General features: G+C 53.4%; 12 protein-coding genes. 6 read left to right on the forward strand and 6 right to left on the reverse strand.

What is annotated here, in order from left to right; translation table 11 throughout:
* The first annotated feature begins 100 nt into the window (after window positions 1-100).
* The 6 genes from Q1X76_RS02220 (at window position 101) to brxL (ending at window position 11,141) form a co-directional block, all read left to right on the forward strand.
* Complete coding sequence (locus Q1X76_RS02220; RefSeq protein ID WP_300717794.1) at window positions 101-1,408, forward strand: ATP-binding protein; 1,308 nt, start codon at window positions 101-103, stop codon at window positions 1,406-1,408.
* Window positions 1,405-1,860: a PIN domain-containing protein gene (locus tag Q1X76_RS02225; RefSeq protein ID WP_300717796.1), complete on the forward strand. Its 456-nt coding sequence runs from the start codon at window positions 1,405-1,407 to the stop codon at window positions 1,858-1,860. Before Q1X76_RS02220 ends, Q1X76_RS02225 begins: the two co-directional genes overlap by 4 nt.
* Window positions 1,860-5,366 (forward strand): N-6 DNA methylase, encoded by a 3,507-nt coding sequence (locus Q1X76_RS02230; RefSeq protein ID WP_300717798.1) that lies wholly within the window; start codon window positions 1,860-1,862, stop codon window positions 5,364-5,366. Before Q1X76_RS02225 ends, Q1X76_RS02230 begins: the two co-directional genes overlap by 1 nt.
* Window positions 5,363-6,661, forward strand: coding sequence for a hypothetical protein (locus Q1X76_RS02235; protein ID WP_300717799.1), 1,299 nt, complete (start codon window positions 5,363-5,365; stop codon window positions 6,659-6,661). Before Q1X76_RS02230 ends, Q1X76_RS02235 begins: the two co-directional genes overlap by 4 nt.
* Before the next feature lie 83 nt (window positions 6,662-6,744).
* The gene (pglZ, locus tag Q1X76_RS02240; RefSeq protein WP_300717801.1) at window positions 6,745-9,099 is read left to right on the forward strand and encodes a BREX-1 system phosphatase PglZ type B; all 2,355 of its coding nucleotides are present in this window, start codon (window positions 6,745-6,747) and stop codon (window positions 9,097-9,099) included.
* Window positions 9,100-9,104: 5 nt separating this feature from the next.
* Window positions 9,105-11,141 carry a protease Lon-related BREX system protein BrxL gene (gene brxL, locus Q1X76_RS02245; protein WP_300717802.1) on the forward strand — a complete coding sequence of 679 codons (2,037 nt, stop codon included), beginning with the start codon at window positions 9,105-9,107 and terminating at the stop codon, window positions 11,139-11,141.
* 247 nt (window positions 11,142-11,388) lie between these two features.
* On the opposite strand, the gene mobV is transcribed toward brxL, so the two are convergent.
* From mobV to Q1X76_RS02275, 6 genes are all read right to left on the reverse strand, one after another.
* On the reverse strand, window positions 11,389-12,540 hold the full coding sequence (gene mobV, locus Q1X76_RS02250; protein ID WP_300717804.1) for a MobV family relaxase: 1,152 nt from the start codon (window positions 12,538-12,540) through the stop codon (window positions 11,389-11,391).
* 195 nt (window positions 12,541-12,735) lie between these two features.
* Window positions 12,736-14,517 carry an AAA family ATPase gene (locus Q1X76_RS02255; RefSeq protein WP_300717806.1) on the reverse strand — a complete coding sequence of 594 codons (1,782 nt, stop codon included), beginning with the start codon at window positions 14,515-14,517 and terminating at the stop codon, window positions 12,736-12,738.
* The gene (locus Q1X76_RS02260) at window positions 14,510-14,728 is read right to left on the reverse strand and encodes an AlpA family phage regulatory protein (protein ID WP_300717807.1); all 219 of its coding nucleotides are present in this window, start codon (window positions 14,726-14,728) and stop codon (window positions 14,510-14,512) included. The genes Q1X76_RS02255 and Q1X76_RS02260 overlap by 8 nt, the downstream gene beginning before the upstream one ends.
* Before the next feature lie 124 nt (window positions 14,729-14,852).
* Complete coding sequence (locus tag Q1X76_RS02265; protein WP_300717809.1) at window positions 14,853-15,797, reverse strand: hypothetical protein; 945 nt, start codon at window positions 15,795-15,797, stop codon at window positions 14,853-14,855.
* 99 nt (window positions 15,798-15,896) lie between these two features.
* Complete coding sequence (locus Q1X76_RS02270; RefSeq protein ID WP_300717811.1) at window positions 15,897-16,064, reverse strand: hypothetical protein; 168 nt, start codon at window positions 16,062-16,064, stop codon at window positions 15,897-15,899.
* Window positions 16,061-17,123: tyrosine-type recombinase/integrase (locus Q1X76_RS02275; RefSeq protein WP_300717813.1), on the reverse strand; the 1,063-nt coding region annotated here is incomplete at its 5' end. The genes Q1X76_RS02275 and Q1X76_RS02270, both read right to left, overlap by 4 nt.

The following is a 17,123-nucleotide window of genomic DNA, read 5'->3' on the forward strand; positions in this document are numbered from 1 at the left end:
TTATGGTTGGAAATGCGAAGCATTTCAAACTGAAATTGCTCTAGGGTTCCTTGCCATTGAGAAAATGCTTTAAACCGAAAATTTCCGGGGTGAAGGTTTCATGCTCTCGTCATTGGTCATTAAAAATTTCAAGAGTTATGTTGAAGCCGTTATCCCTCTGGCTTCCATGACATTTCTCATAGGGCCCAATGCTTCGGGCAAGAGTAATGCTCTGGAGGCCTTTCGGCTTTTGAGCTGGCTGGCAAGGGGCATGCGTCTGGATGATATCGAGCGCACTATTCAGAACGGTGATGCCCATATCCGTGGCCGTGCGGCTGATCTTTTCAAGGATGCGACTGCGGGGTTGACTATCGGTTGCCGTCTTGACGAGCCTGAACTCAGCTGGAATGAGCTGCAGCTGGAAATCGGGATGTCGAATGCCCAGCTTGTGCTGACGGGTGAAGCCATCAACGCTTCTTCGGAAGTCCTGCCCCTCTATCGTGTGGAGGGTTTGCAATCAGAGCATACCAATGTGCTCAGCGTCATGTACAATAACTTTAAGCGCGGTAAATATAAGCCTCATGTTTCATGCACCAATCAGCAGGCCATATTTTACCAGCTGGAAACTCCGGGAAGATTTTTCCAGAAGGACACGCGTGCGCAAAAAGAGATTCCCGCAGTAGTCCAGTGCTTTCGGGAACAGTTGCGCAATATTGTTTTTCTCGATCCCAATCCGGCAACCATGCGGGGCTATTCTTTTGCTGGGGACAACGAACTGAAGGAAGACGGCTCAAATCTTTCCAGCGTTCTCGCAAAGCTCTGTCAGCAGCCGCAGATGAAGCAAACCTTACTGGATTTTATCCGTTCTTTGCCAGAGCAGGACATTACCGATATTTCCTTTATTACAACAGAACGCAACGACGTTATGGTGCGTTTGCACGAATCTTTTGGCAGTAAGGCGCAAAAAATAGACGCGCCTTTGCTGTCTGATGGAACGTTGCGAGTCCTCTCTGTGGGGGCTGTGCTGCTCAGTGCGCCGGAGAAGGCGCTGGTCGTTATTGAAGAAGTGGACAACGGCATCCATCCGAGCCGTGCCGATTTTCTGGTAAAACAGATTCAGAATATCGCTTCCCGCCGTGGCTTGCGTGTGCTCATCTCCTCCCATAATCCAGCTTTGCTGGATGCTGTCCCCGATACGGCCCTGGGGGACGTGCTGTGCTGCTATAGAAATCCAGAAGATGGGGACAGCCGCATTGTACGCATGGCGGACATGAAGCGTTTTCCTGAGTTGATGGCGCAGGGCTCTCTGGGGCAGCTGATGACCAGCAACAGGCTGGAAAAATTTCTGAAGGATACAACGTCAGAGGAAGATCGCAAACAGGCGGCACTTTCCTGGCTGGAGCGACTGAGCAGGGAGACGGAGGCATGAGCATCTGTTTGCTTGACACCTCGGTGTTTGTCGAAATTTTGAACGTGCCCCATATGAATGTACAGCATACAGCCATTTATGATGAGCTGGAGCAAAAGATTCAGGACGGAGAATCCCTGTTTCTTCCTATGGCAACCATTCTGGAAACCGGCAACCACATTGCCCAGAATGGTGATGGAAAACAGCGCAGAAAGGTTGCTGCTGTTTTTGTGGAACAGGTTCAACTTGCTCTGGATGGAAAGTCGCCCTTTACGCCCATAGCTTTCCCGACGCAGGACGCTATGCGGGAATGGCTTGCAGCATTCCCCGATGTTGCGATGCGGGGACAGGGGCTTGGGGATTTGTCCATTGTTCATGACTGGGAACGGATGTGTGCGCAGCACCCAGGGCATCGCGTCTATATCTGGTCCCTTGACCATCATCTTGCTTCGCATGACAGGAGACCGTCCTAATGCCCACACTTGATAAAACGCTTCGTTCTCAGCTGGAACGCGACATCAAAAAGGCTCGCAGTATAGCGGAGACCGCTGCCCGCGCCGCTCTGGAGCAGCTGGGCGTAGGTGAAGCCGCGCCTTTCGAGTATCTGAGCGAAGGTGAACGGGTCTTGCGTCGTAAATTACGGGCACATGGACGGCAGCTCGGAGACCCACTCCATAGCGACAAGGTGCAAGCGCTGGATCTGTTGATCGAAGAAGTGGCCTATGAGCACTGGCACAGGATGCTTTTTGCCCGCTTCCTGGCCGAAAACAACCTCCTTATGTATCCCGATCCAGATGAGCCCGTGTCAATAACACTGGAAGAATGTGACGAGCTGGCCGCAGATGAGGGCGCGGCCAACGGTTGGGAGCTGGCCGCCCGCTTTGCCGCCCGTATGCTGCCGCAGATTTTTCGCCCGGATTCGCCGGTGTTCCAACTGGTGCTGCCGCCTGAACATCAGCAAAAGCTGGAGCATCTGGTAAGCGGTCTGCCGCAAGAGGTGTTTCACACATCGGACAGTCTGGGCTGGGTATATCAATATTGGCAGGCGGACAACAAGGAACGCATCAACAAATCGGGGGGTAAGATCGGTGCGCGAGAACTGCCCGCCGTTACCCAGCTCTTTACCGAGCCGTATATGGTCAGCTTCCTTCTGGACAATACTCTGGGAGCCTGGTGGGCGACAAAACGGCTCACCGAGCATGACCTCTGTAATGCCGCAAGCGAGGAAGACTTGCGGCAAAAGGCCGCCATTCCCGGCGTGCCTCTGACCTATCTGCGCTTTGTCCGGCTGGAGGACGGCGCATGGACGCCGGCGGCGGGAACATTTGAGGACTGGCCCGAAACGTTGTCCCGGTTCAAACTGCTGGATCCGTGTTGCGGATCCGGTCACTTTCTGGTGGCCGCGCTGCATATGCTGGCGCCCATGCGTATGGTACTCGATGGACTGTCAGCCAAGGAGGCAGTTCATGCCGTATTGCGGGAAAACCTGCACGGCCTGGAGCTGGATCAACGCTGCATCAAGCTGGCGGCCTTTGCGCTGGCCTTTGCCGCTTGGACATATCGCATGCCCGACAATCCCACAGCGACCTTTGGATTTGCCAATTCCGGCGGTGTGGGCTTCGGGCAGGGCCCCTTTGCGGCCGGGCCTCTGGGCCATACGCCGCTGCCGGAGCTCAATGTGGCCTGCTCCGGCCTGCCGGTGACAGCGGACAAGGCCCAGTGGACAGCGCTGGCCCAGCCGCATACGGCGCTGCGCAACGCTCTTGATCTGTTGTACGACGAATTTCAAAACGCCCCGGTGCTGGGGAGTCTGCTGGCTCCTGCGGAAGGTATGGCGGCCAATATTGCCCACAGAGATATGACGCCGCTCCTGCGGCAGGCCCTAGCTGCCGAAAAGGGGGAACAGCACGACACCCAACTGGAGATAGCCGTCATCGCCCAGGGGCTGGCCAGAGCTGTCGCCCTGCTGGCAGAAAGGTATACTCTGGTTATGACCAATGTGCCGTATCTGGCACGGAGCAAACAGGTGGAGACCTTGCGTGCCTTCTGCGAAACCCACTACCCGGAAGCAAAAAACGACCTTGCCACGGTGTTTCTGGAACGCAGCCTGAAACTGTGCGCCAAGGGGGGCACGGCCGCCATTGTCCTGCCGCAGAACTGGCTGTTTCTGACAACCTACAAGAAATTTCGGGAAAAGCTGCTCAAACGGGATACCTGGCATCTGCTGGCACGCTTGGGGGCTGGCGCGTTTGAAACGATATCGGGAGAAGTAGTTAAAGCGATTTTATTGGCTATTTCTCGTGGAGAGGTCCGTCCCTCCGGCGGTTTATTGGGAAATAGCAAATCCGCGCATATTTTACACGGGCTGGACGTTGCCTCTGCCGCGACAGCACAGGCCAAGGCAGACGCCTTGCGCGTTGCATCTCTCCAAAGCATCGAGCAGACAAAGCAATTGGAAAATCCAGACGCGCGGGTGGGATTGGAAGAAAAATTATCAATCAATTTATTAAAAAACCTATCACATAGTCATCATGGTCTTGTATGTGGGGATAGGCCAAGGATGTGCTTTTTTTTCTGGGAGGTGATAGGATTAAAAAAAATTTGGATTCAATACTGTGGAACTGTGGCAAAGAATATCCATTTCGGTGGGAAAGAAACAATACTTAGATGGTGTAATTGTTCTGGAGCAATAAAAGAATTAAAAGGAGCAACAAATCTTGAAACAAATGCATGGGATAAAAAAGGTGTTGTTATTAGCGCAATGCAAAAACTTCCTGTAACTCTCTATACAGGGATGGCTTTTGATAATAATACATCTGTTATTACAAGCCATAACCCCGCGCACCTACCCGCTATCTGGTGCTTCTGCTCTTCGCCAGAATACAATGAAGCTGTACGGCAAATCGATCAAAGCTTGAAAGTCACCAATGCCACTCTGGTCAAAGTCCCCTTTGATCTGGAACGCTGGCAAAAGGTGGCGGATGAAAACTATCCCCACGGGCTGCCCAGGCCGTACAGCGATGATCCTACCCAATGGATTTTTCACGGCCACCCCTGCGGTTCCGTGATCTGGGATGAAAGCACAAAGAGGACGGTTGACGGCCCGATACGCAAGGATGCCGGCGTCTTGCAGGTGGCGGTGGCGCGGCTGCTGGGCTATCGCTGGCCTGCGGAACTGGATTCCGGCATGGAGCTTGCCGACGAGCAGCGGAACTGGGTGAAACGGTGCGATGCGCTGCTGTCATTTGCCGATGCGGACGGCATTGTCTGTCTGCCTCCTGTCCGGGGGGAGGCCGCTGCAAGCGATCGTCTGCTGAATCTGCTGGCCGCCGCCTATGGCGACGCCTGGTCCAACGATATTCTGGCGGCGCTACTCGCAGACGCCGGTCATGCGGGCAAGACGCTGGAAACCTGGCTGCGGGAAAAGTTCTTTGCCCAGCATTGCAAACTGTTCCAGAACCGCCCGTTCATCTGGCACATCTGGGATGGCCTGCGGGACGGTTTCGCCGCGCTGGTCAATTATCACAAACTGGATCACAAAAATCTGGAAACGCTCATTTACACCTATCTTGGCGACTGGATTTTGCGCCAGAAGCAGGACCTTGACTCTGGTATTGACGGCGCGCAGGAACGCCTGGACGCCGCCGAGGTCCTCAAGAAAAGGCTGGAGCTTATTCTCGCAGGCGAAGCTCCTTATGATATTTTTGTGCGCTGGAAGCCGCTGGATCAACAGCCTCTTGGCTGGGAACCGGACCTTGACGACGGCGTGCGCCTCAATATTCGCCCCTTCCTCAGCGTACCTGATGTCGGCACAAAGGGGGCCGGAATTCTGCGCGCCAAACCCAATATCAGCTGGAACAAAGATCGGGGCAAGGACGTGGAAGCGTCCCCCTGGTATCAGCTCTTTAACGGTGACCGCATCAACGACCATCATTTGACTCTAGCTGAAAAACAAGCCGCTCGGGAGGATGCCGAATGAGCGTGGTTGATGAGCTTGTACGCTGGGTTAAAAAAAAGCCCTTGCTCCTGATACGTTTTGATGAAGACTATTCTCAGTCACTGCATAATTCGTATCAGGGATTTGAACGACTTACGCTTACAAAGCGTCATTCTGTCTTTCAGTCAATCAACCTGCCCACACTTTGTTTGTTGGAAGTGTACGAGGACGATGCAACGACGTGTTGTTATCTTGCCACTGCCACCCGAAAGACAGCTGTAAGTACATTTGAATCTCGTCTTTCCATTGAGAAACTGCGCATCGTGTTCCCTACTTCTCTTCAGGACATGAAAGCGCTGATTTCTGATGCCCGGATGCTACGCCTGCTGGAAGAACGCCTGCCAGAAGAGGGAAGCATTACTCGCCTCTCTCCTCAGCTGAGCGCACATCTCATTGAAATACTAGCGGAAAATCCAGATAATCAACCTGCACTGGAAACGGCGTTTTCTCTTTTACCTGGATTGCGGCAGGTAACAGATATTCACTGGGGTCAAGAAAATGCAATTCAAGCGGCAATGGATGCTTTTGGGCTTCGGGGTAATGCCGTACCGACTCGCGTTGCCTTGAGACGTGGCGCAACATCCGGCCTTAGTTTTAGAGGAGCCTACCTTTATGAGGATAATGTGGTGCATGCAGACGCATCGCGGCTTCCCGGCTTTAATCTGATTTCCTCTGATGTGACAGGGAGAGCCGAATTTCAAAAAGGCAACGAGCGACTGGTAATCTATACGGCCAACAAGTTACCTTTGGAGCAGATGCTGGGTGTTGATCTCATCTACATCAACGAAACCAGAGGAAACATTGTTATGCTGCAATACAAGATGCTTGAAGAATGCGAGCCGGATGGCGAAAGGCGGGATTGGCTGTTTCGCCCAGACCAGCAGCTGTACGATGAAGTAGCCCGTATGAAACTCCCTGACTTTCGTGACGTAGCGCACGACTATAGGCTGGATAGTAATCCTTTTTACTTCAAATTTGTAAAGCGTAAAATTGAATCTAATACACATAATGCGTTTATTGTCTCTTTAGAGCACCTCAAACAGCTTCTTGTCGCTCCTGAATCCAAAGGGCCGAAAGGCGGTATTCGGATAAGTTACAATGCTTTGGATGGAATGTACCTTCGCGAAGACAGTATGATTGGGTTAATTCGTTCCGGGTATATTGGAACTCATAGAGCAGAAACAGAAGCTCTGGAAGTGCTTATTAAAGAAGCTTCCGAAGGAAATAAAGCAATTGTGCTTGCATGGCAGCAAGAAATGCAGGAGTCAATACAATGAGAAAGCGGGTTCGGCATGTTGATTCCATCAATAATAAAATCTGATTACCCTACAGCACGTTAGTAAAATATAAAGTTTTGCGTATGAGAGTGCTTGATCATCTTCTGCAAGCGGTTCGTGGCGCCGCTGTTTTTAACCCGGAAGTACAGGTTGCTCCCGCCTGTATTTTGTGGCCGGATCGCGATCGTCAATGGGAAGCTGTCATGCCTGCTTTGCAGGGGGCGCTGCCTGAACTCCTGATCCTTGGCGACTATGTTCCAGAGAAGCATACGGGGCCTGCCATCTGGTTACGGTGCGTCATTGCCGGCAAGATAGAAGATGTTGCGCTGCCCGCAGAGCGGACGCCGATTCTCTACCTGCCGGGCGTCAGCCGTCAGGAACTGCGTGCTGTTGAAAGTTGCCCGGAGCTTTTGAAACCGCTTGCTGAATTGCAATATCGGGGTGTCTTTTGGTCACAAGTCAATGCAAAAGACTGGACAATTCGATCGTATCTGAAATCTGATCAGGGCGGTCTTGGTCTGGATGTCGCTCAGGATAACGATACCAGACACGCCATGCAGCTGGCGCTGTACCGACTTCTTGATGAAGAGGCTTCTCTGCTCAAGGGCAAACGTCTGGACAGAGATTACTTCAATACCCTGTTGACAGGGGGCGACCCGATTCGCGATCTCCTGCAATGGCTCGATCAGGGGGATTGTTTTCGAAACAGGCGGAGTGAGAACGAGTGGAAAGCCTTTGTTGAGATTTGCCTGTCTCAACTGGCCTTCAATCCTCAGGATGAAGGGATTCTGGCCGGAAGTATTCGCCTTGCCAACCATGAAGGGCCGTGGCGTGCTGTGTGGGAGCGTTATAGGGAGGCTCCCCGGCGATATCCCAATATTCCGGCACAAATTGAAAAATGCCGTCCCCCCAGCGATACGATGTTCTGGCATATGGAAGGCGGCTCTTTCGAAGGATGGCCTCAGTGGAATGACGAGCAGGAAAAGAGCCTTCGTCAGGATTTGATGGCCCTTGCCTGCATGCCCGCACACGAGGCAAGAGTCAGGATCAAGGAACTGGAAAAACAGCACGAAAACAGACGAACCCTGGTCTGGGCCGAACTGGGGAGCGCCCCTCTGGCGTATGCCGTGGAGTACCTGGCCTGTCTTGCGGATACAACGCAGAAAAACCTGGCCGCAGGAACAGTGGATGACCTCACAGCAGGCTATTGCAGCTACGGATGGCAGGCGGATGACAGCGTGCTCCGGTCCTTGGCGCAAGTTGAAAATTCGGCTGATATTGATGCCGTTACGACAGCGATTCGAGCCATGTATCTGCCGTGGGCGGAAGAATCGGCCCGATATCTTCAACAACTGGTGGATAATGCCTCGTATCCTGGCGGCACCTGCGAGACGGCAAAGGCCGTAGCTTTCACTTCGGGAGACTGCGTTTTCTTTGTTGACGGGCTTCGTTTTGATGCCGGGAAACGGTTGCGCAGAGCCTTGGAGGCTGTCGGGCTGACAGTCTCCGAGGAACCCTTCTGGGCTGCCCTGCCCAGTGTAACGGCAACGGGTAAGGCGGCAGTCACCCCGGTACGGGACAGGATATGCGGAAGAGAAGGCAGTCTGGATTTTGAACCGTCAGTGGCAGATACCGCACAATCATTGAAGGGCGGCCACCCCTTGAAGAAGTTACTGGACGACGCGGGGTGGTCCATTCTGGATCGTTCTGCTGTTGGCGATGGGCAGGGGAAAGCCTGGTGCGAATGTGGCGATATCGATCACGAAGGTCACAATCGAGGCTGGAAACTTGCAAAACATCTTGATGCCCTGATTGCCGAGATTGCAGCGCGAATTCGGGAGCTTGTGACAGCAGGCTGGAAGCGTGTTCGCGTTGTGACGGATCATGGCTGGTTGCTGGTTCCCGGCGGCCTGCCAAAAACTGATCTCCCTGGAGCTCTGACAGATAACAGATGGGGCCGGTGTGCCGCCTTGAAAACAGGGGCCATATCCGAAGAGCGACTATTTCCATGGTACTGGAATTCCAGCCAGTATTTTGCCCTTGCTGACGGGGTAAGCTGCTTTAGAAAGGGGGAGGAGTACACCCACGGCGGACTAAGTCTGCAAGAGTGTCTGACCCTGCATTTGACGGTAACGCCGAGTGAAGCCGTTCACGCTGCCGCAGCTATCGAGTTGACCGACGTCGCATGGAAAGGGCTGCGCTGCACCGTTGCCGTAGATGGCAACCATGCAGGTCTGTCGCTTGATATTCGCAGCCAGGCCGGTAATGCCCTGTCCAGTGTAGTCGTCAGCAGCAAGCTTCTTAAGGAAAATGGCACTGCCTCTGTTGTCGTCGAGGATGAGGAGCTGGAAGGGCAGGAGGCAACCGTGGTCTTGATTGATTCCCAGGGCATGCTGCTTGCGCAATATCCCACTGTGATTGGTGGAGGTGACCGATGATTGACATGGATCAGATCGACAAAAAAGCAGCCGCCGTGCTTGAGGGGTATCTGGTTCGAAAGGATCTCGTCCGCACATTCAGTCGTCAGTTCCCTGTGCCGACCTATGTGGTCGAGTTCCTGCTTGGCCGCTACTGCGCCAGTACCGAGCATGATGAGATAGATGAAGGTATCGAAATTGTTCAGCGTCAGCTTTCTTCACGCACGATCAAAGCCGGAGAAGAGGAACTTTTCAAGGCTCGGGCCAGAGAGCAAGGCGAAGTCAAAATCATCGATCTCATCACTGCTCGCTTGGATGCCAGGACCGACTCCTACCTTGCAACGTTGCCCGGCCTGCGTCTGACAGATGTCCGTATCAGACCGGAATTAGTGAAAAAACATGAACGTATGCTGACAGGAGGCTTTTACGCAGAAATCAGTCTGAATTATGATGCCGCTATCGCTCAGGAAAGCAAGGGAAGGCCTTTTGGTATTGCCACTCTCCGGGAAATCCAGCTCTCCAGGCGTGATGTGCTTGATATCCTGGCCGAGGCCCGCAAATCCTTCTCAACCGACGAATGGAAAGACCTACTGCTTCGTTCTATAGGGATGGAGCCGGACAGATTATCCCTGCGGCAACGCGATGCCTTGATGCTGCGCATGGTTCCCTTTGTCGAGCGCAACTACAACCTTGTGGAGCTTGGTCCCAGAGGCACAGGCAAGAGCCACCTCTTCCAACAGGTTTCTCCGTATGCGCACCTGATCTCTGGAGGTAAGGCCACGGTCGCCCGAATGTTTGTCAATAACGCAAATGGCCAGCGAGGGCTGGTCTGCCAATATGATGTGATCTGCTTTGACGAGGTATCCGGCATCTCTTTTGACCAGAAAGACGGCGTGAACATCATGAAAGGCTATATGGAATCGGGAGAGTTCAGCCGAGGCAAGGAGAGCATTCGGGCCGATGGCAGTATCGTCATGGTTGGCAACTTTGATGTGGATGTTGAACATCAGCAGCGCCTGGGGCACCTGTTTGGCCCCATGCCCCCTGAAATGAAAGACGACACAGCGTTCATGGATAGAATCCATGCCTTTTTACCTGGTTGGGATGTCCCCAAAATCAGTAAAGAGCTACTAACAAACCATTTCGGTCTGGTGAGTGATTTCTTGTCCGAATGCTGGAGTCAGCTGCGTCAGCAAAGCAGAGTGGCCATACTGCAAAACCGTGTTTTCTTCGGCGGAGCTCTGTCCGGACGTGATACCAATGCCGTCAACAAAACCGTAAGCGGATTACTTAAGCTCCTGTATCCCGGAGATGGCGAAATCCCCGATGAAGATATTGAGTGGGCCGTACATATTGCCATGGAAGCAAGACGTCGCGTCAAGGAGCAGCAGAAACGTATCGGGGCTGTGGAGTTTCGCAACACCCATTTCAGCTATGTAATGGGTACTGATGGCGTGGAAAAATTTGTCTCGACACCAGAGCTGCAAAGCGAAAGCAGCATTGGGAATGATCCCCTTGAGCCAGGTCAGGTATGGACTATTTCTCCGGGCTGTGGTGAAGATTATCCGGGCCTTTACCGTATCGAAATCAACGAAGGACCAGGCTCCGGCGTTAAAATCCTTAATAAACCTGTCCCTCCCGCTTTCAAAGAAAGCATGGGCTATGCTGAGCAAAACCTTTATGCCCGTGCAATGCAACTGGTCGGGGATAAGGAACCGCGTCACCATGAATTTTCCGTCCAGCTCCGCTCCTTTGACGCATCAAAGTCCGGTGCAGGCCTCGGCATGGCGTCTCTTATTGCGCTCTGTACAGCCCTTTTGAAAAAGAGCGTACGCGGTAAACTTATCATTGTAGGTGAGATTAATTTAGGAGGCTCTATCGAACCTGTTCACAATCCAGTCACCATTGCAGAAATGGCGGTAGAAAAAGGAGCCTCAGCTCTTTTAATGCCGGTTTCCTGCCGTCGGCAACTGTTGGATCTGTCTGATGATATGGCGACAAAAATTGCTGTTCAGTTTTATTCCGATGCCAGAGATGCTCTCATAAAATCTCTGGTGGAGTAACATGGTTGACGTGTACGAGACATGAGCAATCAGAATGGGAGCCTGCTTTCATCAAACCTGACACTAGCAGACTTGAGGCGGGAAAATTCCGTCCTGATGGTTTTGATCTGATCCGGGGTAATGCTCATGCTGATGTCCTCCTGTGTCTTTTGCCTTTCCGGTCGAGCGGGACGGTCGCCCACGCTTCACGAAGTGAAGCATAGTGGGCTATATCTTCGGCCTGTGCGAAGATTTCCCGGCAGACACCTTACTGCATTCGTAAGCTGCCCTGTCTGTCCTGCTCGGCAATCGCTGCGCATTGCCTTTCCTCCTCCTGCCGCTGCTGTTCCGCTGTCTGCTGTTCCCGAAGGAAGGCCGTCAGGCGTTGCCGGATTTCCGGCTCCCGGACAAATTCCCGGTAGGTTTCCAGCTCCTGGCCCATGCGTGTCTGTCGGCTTTCCATATCCGCCTTTTCCTGATCGCGGGCCTTGCAGAGAGCTTCAAGCTGTGTCAGCTGTTTTTTCAGAACAGCCGTTTCGCGTTGCAGCTCATTCTTCTGGCGTGCGATGAGATGCTTTGCGGACAAGGCTTTGCGCAGTCGGCTGATCGTCTGTACCGACATTTTCAGCACGCGTCTGTAATTGAAAAGGGACGCCTCCGGGAGTGGTTCTTCCTCCCGCAGCAGACTTTCCGCCTCCTCGGCCTGTCGCTCATAGTCGGCAACGCGTTGTTTCAATTCCGCCTCCCGCTGTCCCAGTCTGCCGATGGTGCGGAGCGCATCCCGGACAAGCAGCAGTCCTTCCCGGGCAAGGCGATTGTTTTCTTCCTGCTGCTGTTTGTATTCGCGGGTATCCAGATGCTTTCTGGCTGCGCCGGGCTTCTGTTCCACGCCGCGCTGAATGGTAAAGCCGCAGCGTTGCAGATGGAGAGGCAGATCGCTTTGCAATTTTTTCAGACTTTGCCGCGTATAAATCTTGTTGGCATTCAGGCGTCCTTCCCGTGTCACGGGCACATGAAGAAAGTGCATGTGCGGCGTTTTTTCATCCATGTGCACCATCGCGGAAATGACATTTTCCGCTCCCACAAAATCCATGAGAAAGGCCTTGCTTTCCTCAAAGAAGCGTCTGGTTTCTTCTGGAGAAAGATTTTTGAAAAAAGCGCTGTCAGAGGTGACGATAAGCCCGCACATATGCACGGCATCCTTTCTGACAGCCTTGCTCAGCTGCAAATCGTCAATGCGCCGCTGAATGGCCTGCGCGTAATTTGTCGCGGCCTTGTCGTGCAGTTCGTAATTGTCGCAGCTGCGCTGATAGTCGATATCCGGGTTGGAATGACTCTCGCGTTCCCGGCGATTGTGACTCTGAATGCCTCTGACGGCCTCTTTTTTGAACTTGTCCATATGCAGGACGAGAGAAGACATGGTCGGACTTCCTTGTATCTCTGATCCGCACAGGTTTCAGGCGGCTGCAAAGCGGTACACTTTTGCCGTTGTCGCGGTACAGCCGGAGAAGACATCGGCGGACAATACTGGACATATCTGGACGCTTGTTCGGGAGGTGTACCGCTGTACCGCCCCTTAGAGACTGGTACAGCGGTACACCTGCACGCAGACAGGTCAATTTTTCCCTTCCAGCTTCTTTTTCAGACGCTGGACAGCAGCCTTGGACTTTCCCATTTCCTCGGCGCAGTCGCGGATGCTGTAGCCCTCAGCCAGCAGGCGTTTCAGCTCGGCCAGTTCCACGTCCTCAAGCTCTCTGATGCGCCAGTGCAGCGCGTTGCCTTCGGTGATCAAATTGGCCTCAAAGGGGCGGGCGTCATCGCCCACAATCCCCCGTGCCTTGGTCAGATGGACTTCAAAGCGTGCGCCTTCGGCCATGCTGTACTCTCTGGGCCTGCGCAGACTGATGACCGTATCCATGATATCTTCTCTGGCGCTGGTGCCGCGCTGATCGCCGGATTTTCCGGCATGATGGATAAGCAGGACAGCCATGCCCCGGCGACGCAGTTCCAGCAGCCATGCCTGCATGGTCTGCCATGACTGGGCTTCGTTTTCCTTGCCGGTACGGCACAAGGTGGCAATATTATCCAGCACGACCATATCCACGCCTTTCAGGAATGGTTCCAGCATGATCTGCCCCTGCGCGGTGGAGAGATCCGGCATGGGACAGGGCTGCAAGTCCGGTGTGATAAGCGCCATATTTTTCAGCGTATGCGGCGGGACGGACATGCCGCTGACAAGTGCGGCAAGGCGATGCTGCATGGCTGTGGCGGGCATTTCTCCGTCCACATACAGCGTCCGTTTGGGCATGGGCGCGCGCCAGTTGAACACGGCTCCGCCGGAAGCCACCGCAACGGCGATGCTCAACGCGGCGAATGTCTTGCCTATGCCGCGCGGGGCGTACAGGATGCCTATGCCCTGTACCGGAAGAACGGGCGATAAAAGATACCCCCGTTCAGGTATGGACATGGAAAGAAATTCGCCCATGTCCAGAGCGATAAGACCTTGCTGTTTGATCAGCGCCGTTTCCAGTTGCGAGCGGACGGCCTCAATGCCTTCTATCTGGTGAAGGTCATTAAAATCCGTACCGTTATCGTCGGTGAAGTGGGGAAACAGAAGTTGAGCGTTTGCAAGTCCGGCTGCCTCCTCCCCCTTCCTGAGTCCGGCTTCGTCATTATCGCCGCAAATGATGATTGTCTTGTCCGGCAATCGTTCTTTCACCGTCTTGGCCACTCTCGCGAGATTGTTTGCGGAAAAGGCCACATAAACCGTCCAGCCTGTGGCAAGATGGATACTTGTGCCTGTGGCAAAACCCTCACAAACGGCAACGGGCTTTTCCGGCTGCCCCTGAATGATGAATTGTCCTCCAGATACCTTGCCGCCCACGAGAAAACGCTTTGTTCCATCAGGATAGATGCGTTGCAGACTTTGCAGATTGTTTGCGGCATCCATAACAGGAATAAGCAGAGAGCCATCCCGTGCCTGCCGTATGCCTTCCAAAGCCGGAATGCCCTTGCGGTGCAGATAGGGATGGTTGGCGTCGCACATTCGTGCCGAGTTCCATTCCTGTCTGGCCAGTTGAGCTGCTTCAGCATGGCGTTCGGCATATTCCGCTTCGCGTTGCCGCTGTATGGAGTGTTGACGTTCCCGCCATGCGGAAAGTTCAGACACGGAAAGCGTTTGCTTTTCTTCTGTGCAGAACGTGCCCTGTTCACCATTTTCCCAGTTGCACCACCAAAGTGTCGCAGGGACATCGACATGCGCGATATATGCACCGTTTTGTTTGTGCGGTTTGGTCTGGGTGGGACAACGATGCAGTTTCCCGTCCGCTTCGATGTCAGACGGAATCAAGCCCTTGTCGGTCAGGATGTCCCGAAAATTTTGCAGGGGATTACTCATGCTTTTCCCCCTGCCTGCCAAGACTTTCGATGAACGCGGCAATGTCCTCTGCTCTCCAAACCGTGGTTCTGGGGCCGAGTTTCACGGGTTTGGGATAACGCCCTGTACGACATCCCTCCCACCATGCGCTCTTGCTTATGGGAATCATGCTGAGAACCTGAGGCAGACGCAGAAGGCCGTGGACGGGAATGGGTGCTTGATGCTGTTTCATAAAAAAATCTCCTGAATCTGGTTGGACTTCAGGAGAATCTGGCACACGTCAAACTATTCCCGTGAGGGAATCGGACGGGAAAATAACGGGAAAATCTAAAAAAGACGGGAAAACAGCAGGCTGGTCACGCCTTGATTATGGCGTATGTCTCCGCTTCCTTGAGGAGCATATCCATCAAATTGCGATAGGATTTGTCGTCCCTGTACTCTTTGCCCGCAAGCAAGCGTCCCACATGCGTCTTTCTGCCCTGCGGAGTTTTGTGACTGGTCTCGGATTTTTGAGGACCACACCAATACAGGAGAACATAAGCGATGACCGAAAGAGGATACTTTTCTTTCATGGCGTCACGGACGGCGGCGTCCGGCCTTCCTTCCCAGAATGCCCCGGGAATACGGAAAACAAGTTTTTCATCCTGCGGTGACCTTTCACACAGGGGAACTGCCGCCGCTTTGTCGGAAACGGACGATTCCGGCGGAGCTGCCCGTAAAAGGGATTCCACAAGGGCGCGGGTGATGCCTTTCACTTCCTGGCGTAAGGGATAATAACGGAGATATCTGATAGCAATGTCCCTATCCACCATTATGGTATCGGTAAAGATATGCGCGATGAAGTGATAACTTGAGGCGGGAATGGAGAATATCGGCGCGAAGATGTCTTCTGTGCTCAGTGTTTTCAAACTGCTGAACAGAAATTCTCGTTCCTCGGGAAAGACAGACACCGTATCTTCAAAGGATTCTTCAAGAATGACATCCAACCCACATTGTAGGGAGGTAACAGGAACAAGCGTTGATATCTTTCTGAAAAATTCCATCACGTCAAAGCCGAGCAGGTACGTCTGAATGCCTGTATCCGGTTCTGGAGCTGAAGGAAATTCCGGTATCTGCGTTCCATATGCGGCGTGACTGCCAGCAATAAATGCCTGCCAGCAGGATTCATACGTTGTGCGCCATAATTCCAGAGGCTGAACGGTGTCAGGCCAGAGCGCCTGAACAAGCATTTCACCTTCTCTGACTGTCAGGCCATACGCCTGCCGCACTCTGCCTATGGTTATGTTCTGTCGGTCTGTCATGGAGGAAAGGATACCCTGTCGCCCAAAAATGGACAATAAAAAGCAGCGGCAGGGATAGTCATGCACCTTCCGTGCCGCTGTTTTCCTGTAAAACCTGTTTCAGCTATACCACGCCCGGATCATGTCCATGTCGTCATAGCCGTATTGTCTCATACGTTCCTTTTCTTCTTCGCTCCAGCCAGTGTCATTGCTCGTCACCTGCGTCTCGTCTGCTATTTTCCCGAGGGAGATGCAAACATCACGGCCGGTCATGGAGTCCTCTTTCATGCTTTCTCCCTACTTCTTTTTTGTTGTGTGTTGCGTAATCCGTCCAGATAGTCAGCCCATGCCTGCATCATCTTTCGGCGCTCAGGCAGATATTCCGCGTAATTGTATGCCGCCCGCACTTCGTCCTGCTCGCCGTGAGCAAGCTGCCGCTCAATCCAGTCCCGATTATAGCCGAGTTCATTGAGCAATGTGGAAGCGATGGAACGGAAACCATGCACGCTCATCTCGTGTTTCTGATAGCCCATACGCCGGAGCGCATTGAGCATGGTTGCATCGGAAATGGGCCGTGCTTCAGTACGGATAGAAGGGAAGAGGTATTTCCCCTCCCCGGAGTATTTCTGAAGTTCCCAAAGAATGGACATCGCCTGCCGGGACAGGGGCACAAGATGCTGGCGGCGCATTTTCATGCGTTCCGCAGGGATGCGCCATTCCCCGGCCTCTAGGTCAAACTCTTTCCATTGAGCGGCCCGCAACTCCGTAGGACGGGTGAAGACCAGCGGAGCCAGTTTCAGGGCACAGACCAGAGGAAAATACCCCTCGTAGTTGTCGATGTCCCGTAGAAGCTGTCCGACTTTCTCCGGCTCCAGCACCGCCGCGCGATGAACCGTTTTTCTCGGCCTCAAGGCTCCCCGAAGATCGGCTGCGATATTGTGCTTTGCCCGGCCCGTGATGACCGCATAACGGAACACCTGATTGATGATCTGCAGCACTCTCCGGGAAGTCTCATAGATTCCTCGAAGCTCCAGAGGCTTGACCACGTCCATGATATCCCGTGTTTCCAGCTTGGCGATATGCGTTTTGCCGATGCGCGGAAAGATGTAGGTTTTCAGCCGGTACATGACAGTTCCCTGATGCTTTTCGGAAAACTCCGCCATACGGGTTTCATGCCATTCTTTGGCGATATTCTGGAAGCTGTCGCGTTCCGCGATGGCTCTGGCCTGCCGTAACTGCCGTTTATGCTCTGACGGGTCGATGCCTCTGGACAACATACGCTTCGCGTCTTCGCGGCGTTCTCTGGCATCCTTGAGAGATACGGTAGGATATTCCCCGAAACTGAGC

Source organism: uncultured Desulfovibrio sp. (assembly GCF_949282365.1).
Lineage (GTDB): Bacteria > Desulfobacterota > Desulfovibrionia > Desulfovibrionales > Desulfovibrionaceae > Desulfovibrio.

What these genes read in the sequence shown, in the direction of transcription:
- pglZ (WP_300717801.1), top strand. Translation starts at nt 6,745, where the DNA reads ATGAGAGTGCTTGATCATCTTCTGCAAGCGGTTCGTGGCGCCGCTGTT.
- Q1X76_RS02230 (WP_300717798.1), top strand. Translation starts at nt 1,860, where the DNA reads ATGCCCACACTTGATAAAACGCTTCGTTCTCAGCTGGAACGCGACATC.
- Q1X76_RS02255 (WP_300717806.1), bottom strand. Translation starts at nt 14,517, where the DNA reads ATGAGTAATCCCCTGCAAAATTTTCGGGACATCCTGACCGACAAGGGC.
- Q1X76_RS02265 (WP_300717809.1), bottom strand. Translation starts at nt 15,797, where the DNA reads ATGACAGACCGACAGAACATAACCATAGGCAGAGTGCGGCAGGCGTAT.
- Q1X76_RS02260 (WP_300717807.1), bottom strand. Translation starts at nt 14,728, where the DNA reads ATGAAACAGCATCAAGCACCCATTCCCGTCCACGGCCTTCTGCGTCTG.
- Q1X76_RS02270 (WP_300717811.1), bottom strand. Translation starts at nt 16,064, where the DNA reads ATGAAAGAGGACTCCATGACCGGCCGTGATGTTTGCATCTCCCTCGGG.
- Q1X76_RS02225 (WP_300717796.1), top strand. Translation starts at nt 1,405, where the DNA reads ATGAGCATCTGTTTGCTTGACACCTCGGTGTTTGTCGAAATTTTGAAC.
- Q1X76_RS02220 (WP_300717794.1), top strand. Translation starts at nt 101, where the DNA reads ATGCTCTCGTCATTGGTCATTAAAAATTTCAAGAGTTATGTTGAAGCC.
- Q1X76_RS02235 (WP_300717799.1), top strand. Translation starts at nt 5,363, where the DNA reads ATGAGCGTGGTTGATGAGCTTGTACGCTGGGTTAAAAAAAAGCCCTTG.
- brxL (WP_300717802.1), top strand. Translation starts at nt 9,105, where the DNA reads ATGGATCAGATCGACAAAAAAGCAGCCGCCGTGCTTGAGGGGTATCTG.
- mobV (WP_300717804.1), bottom strand. Translation starts at nt 12,540, where the DNA reads ATGTCTTCTCTCGTCCTGCATATGGACAAGTTCAAAAAAGAGGCCGTC.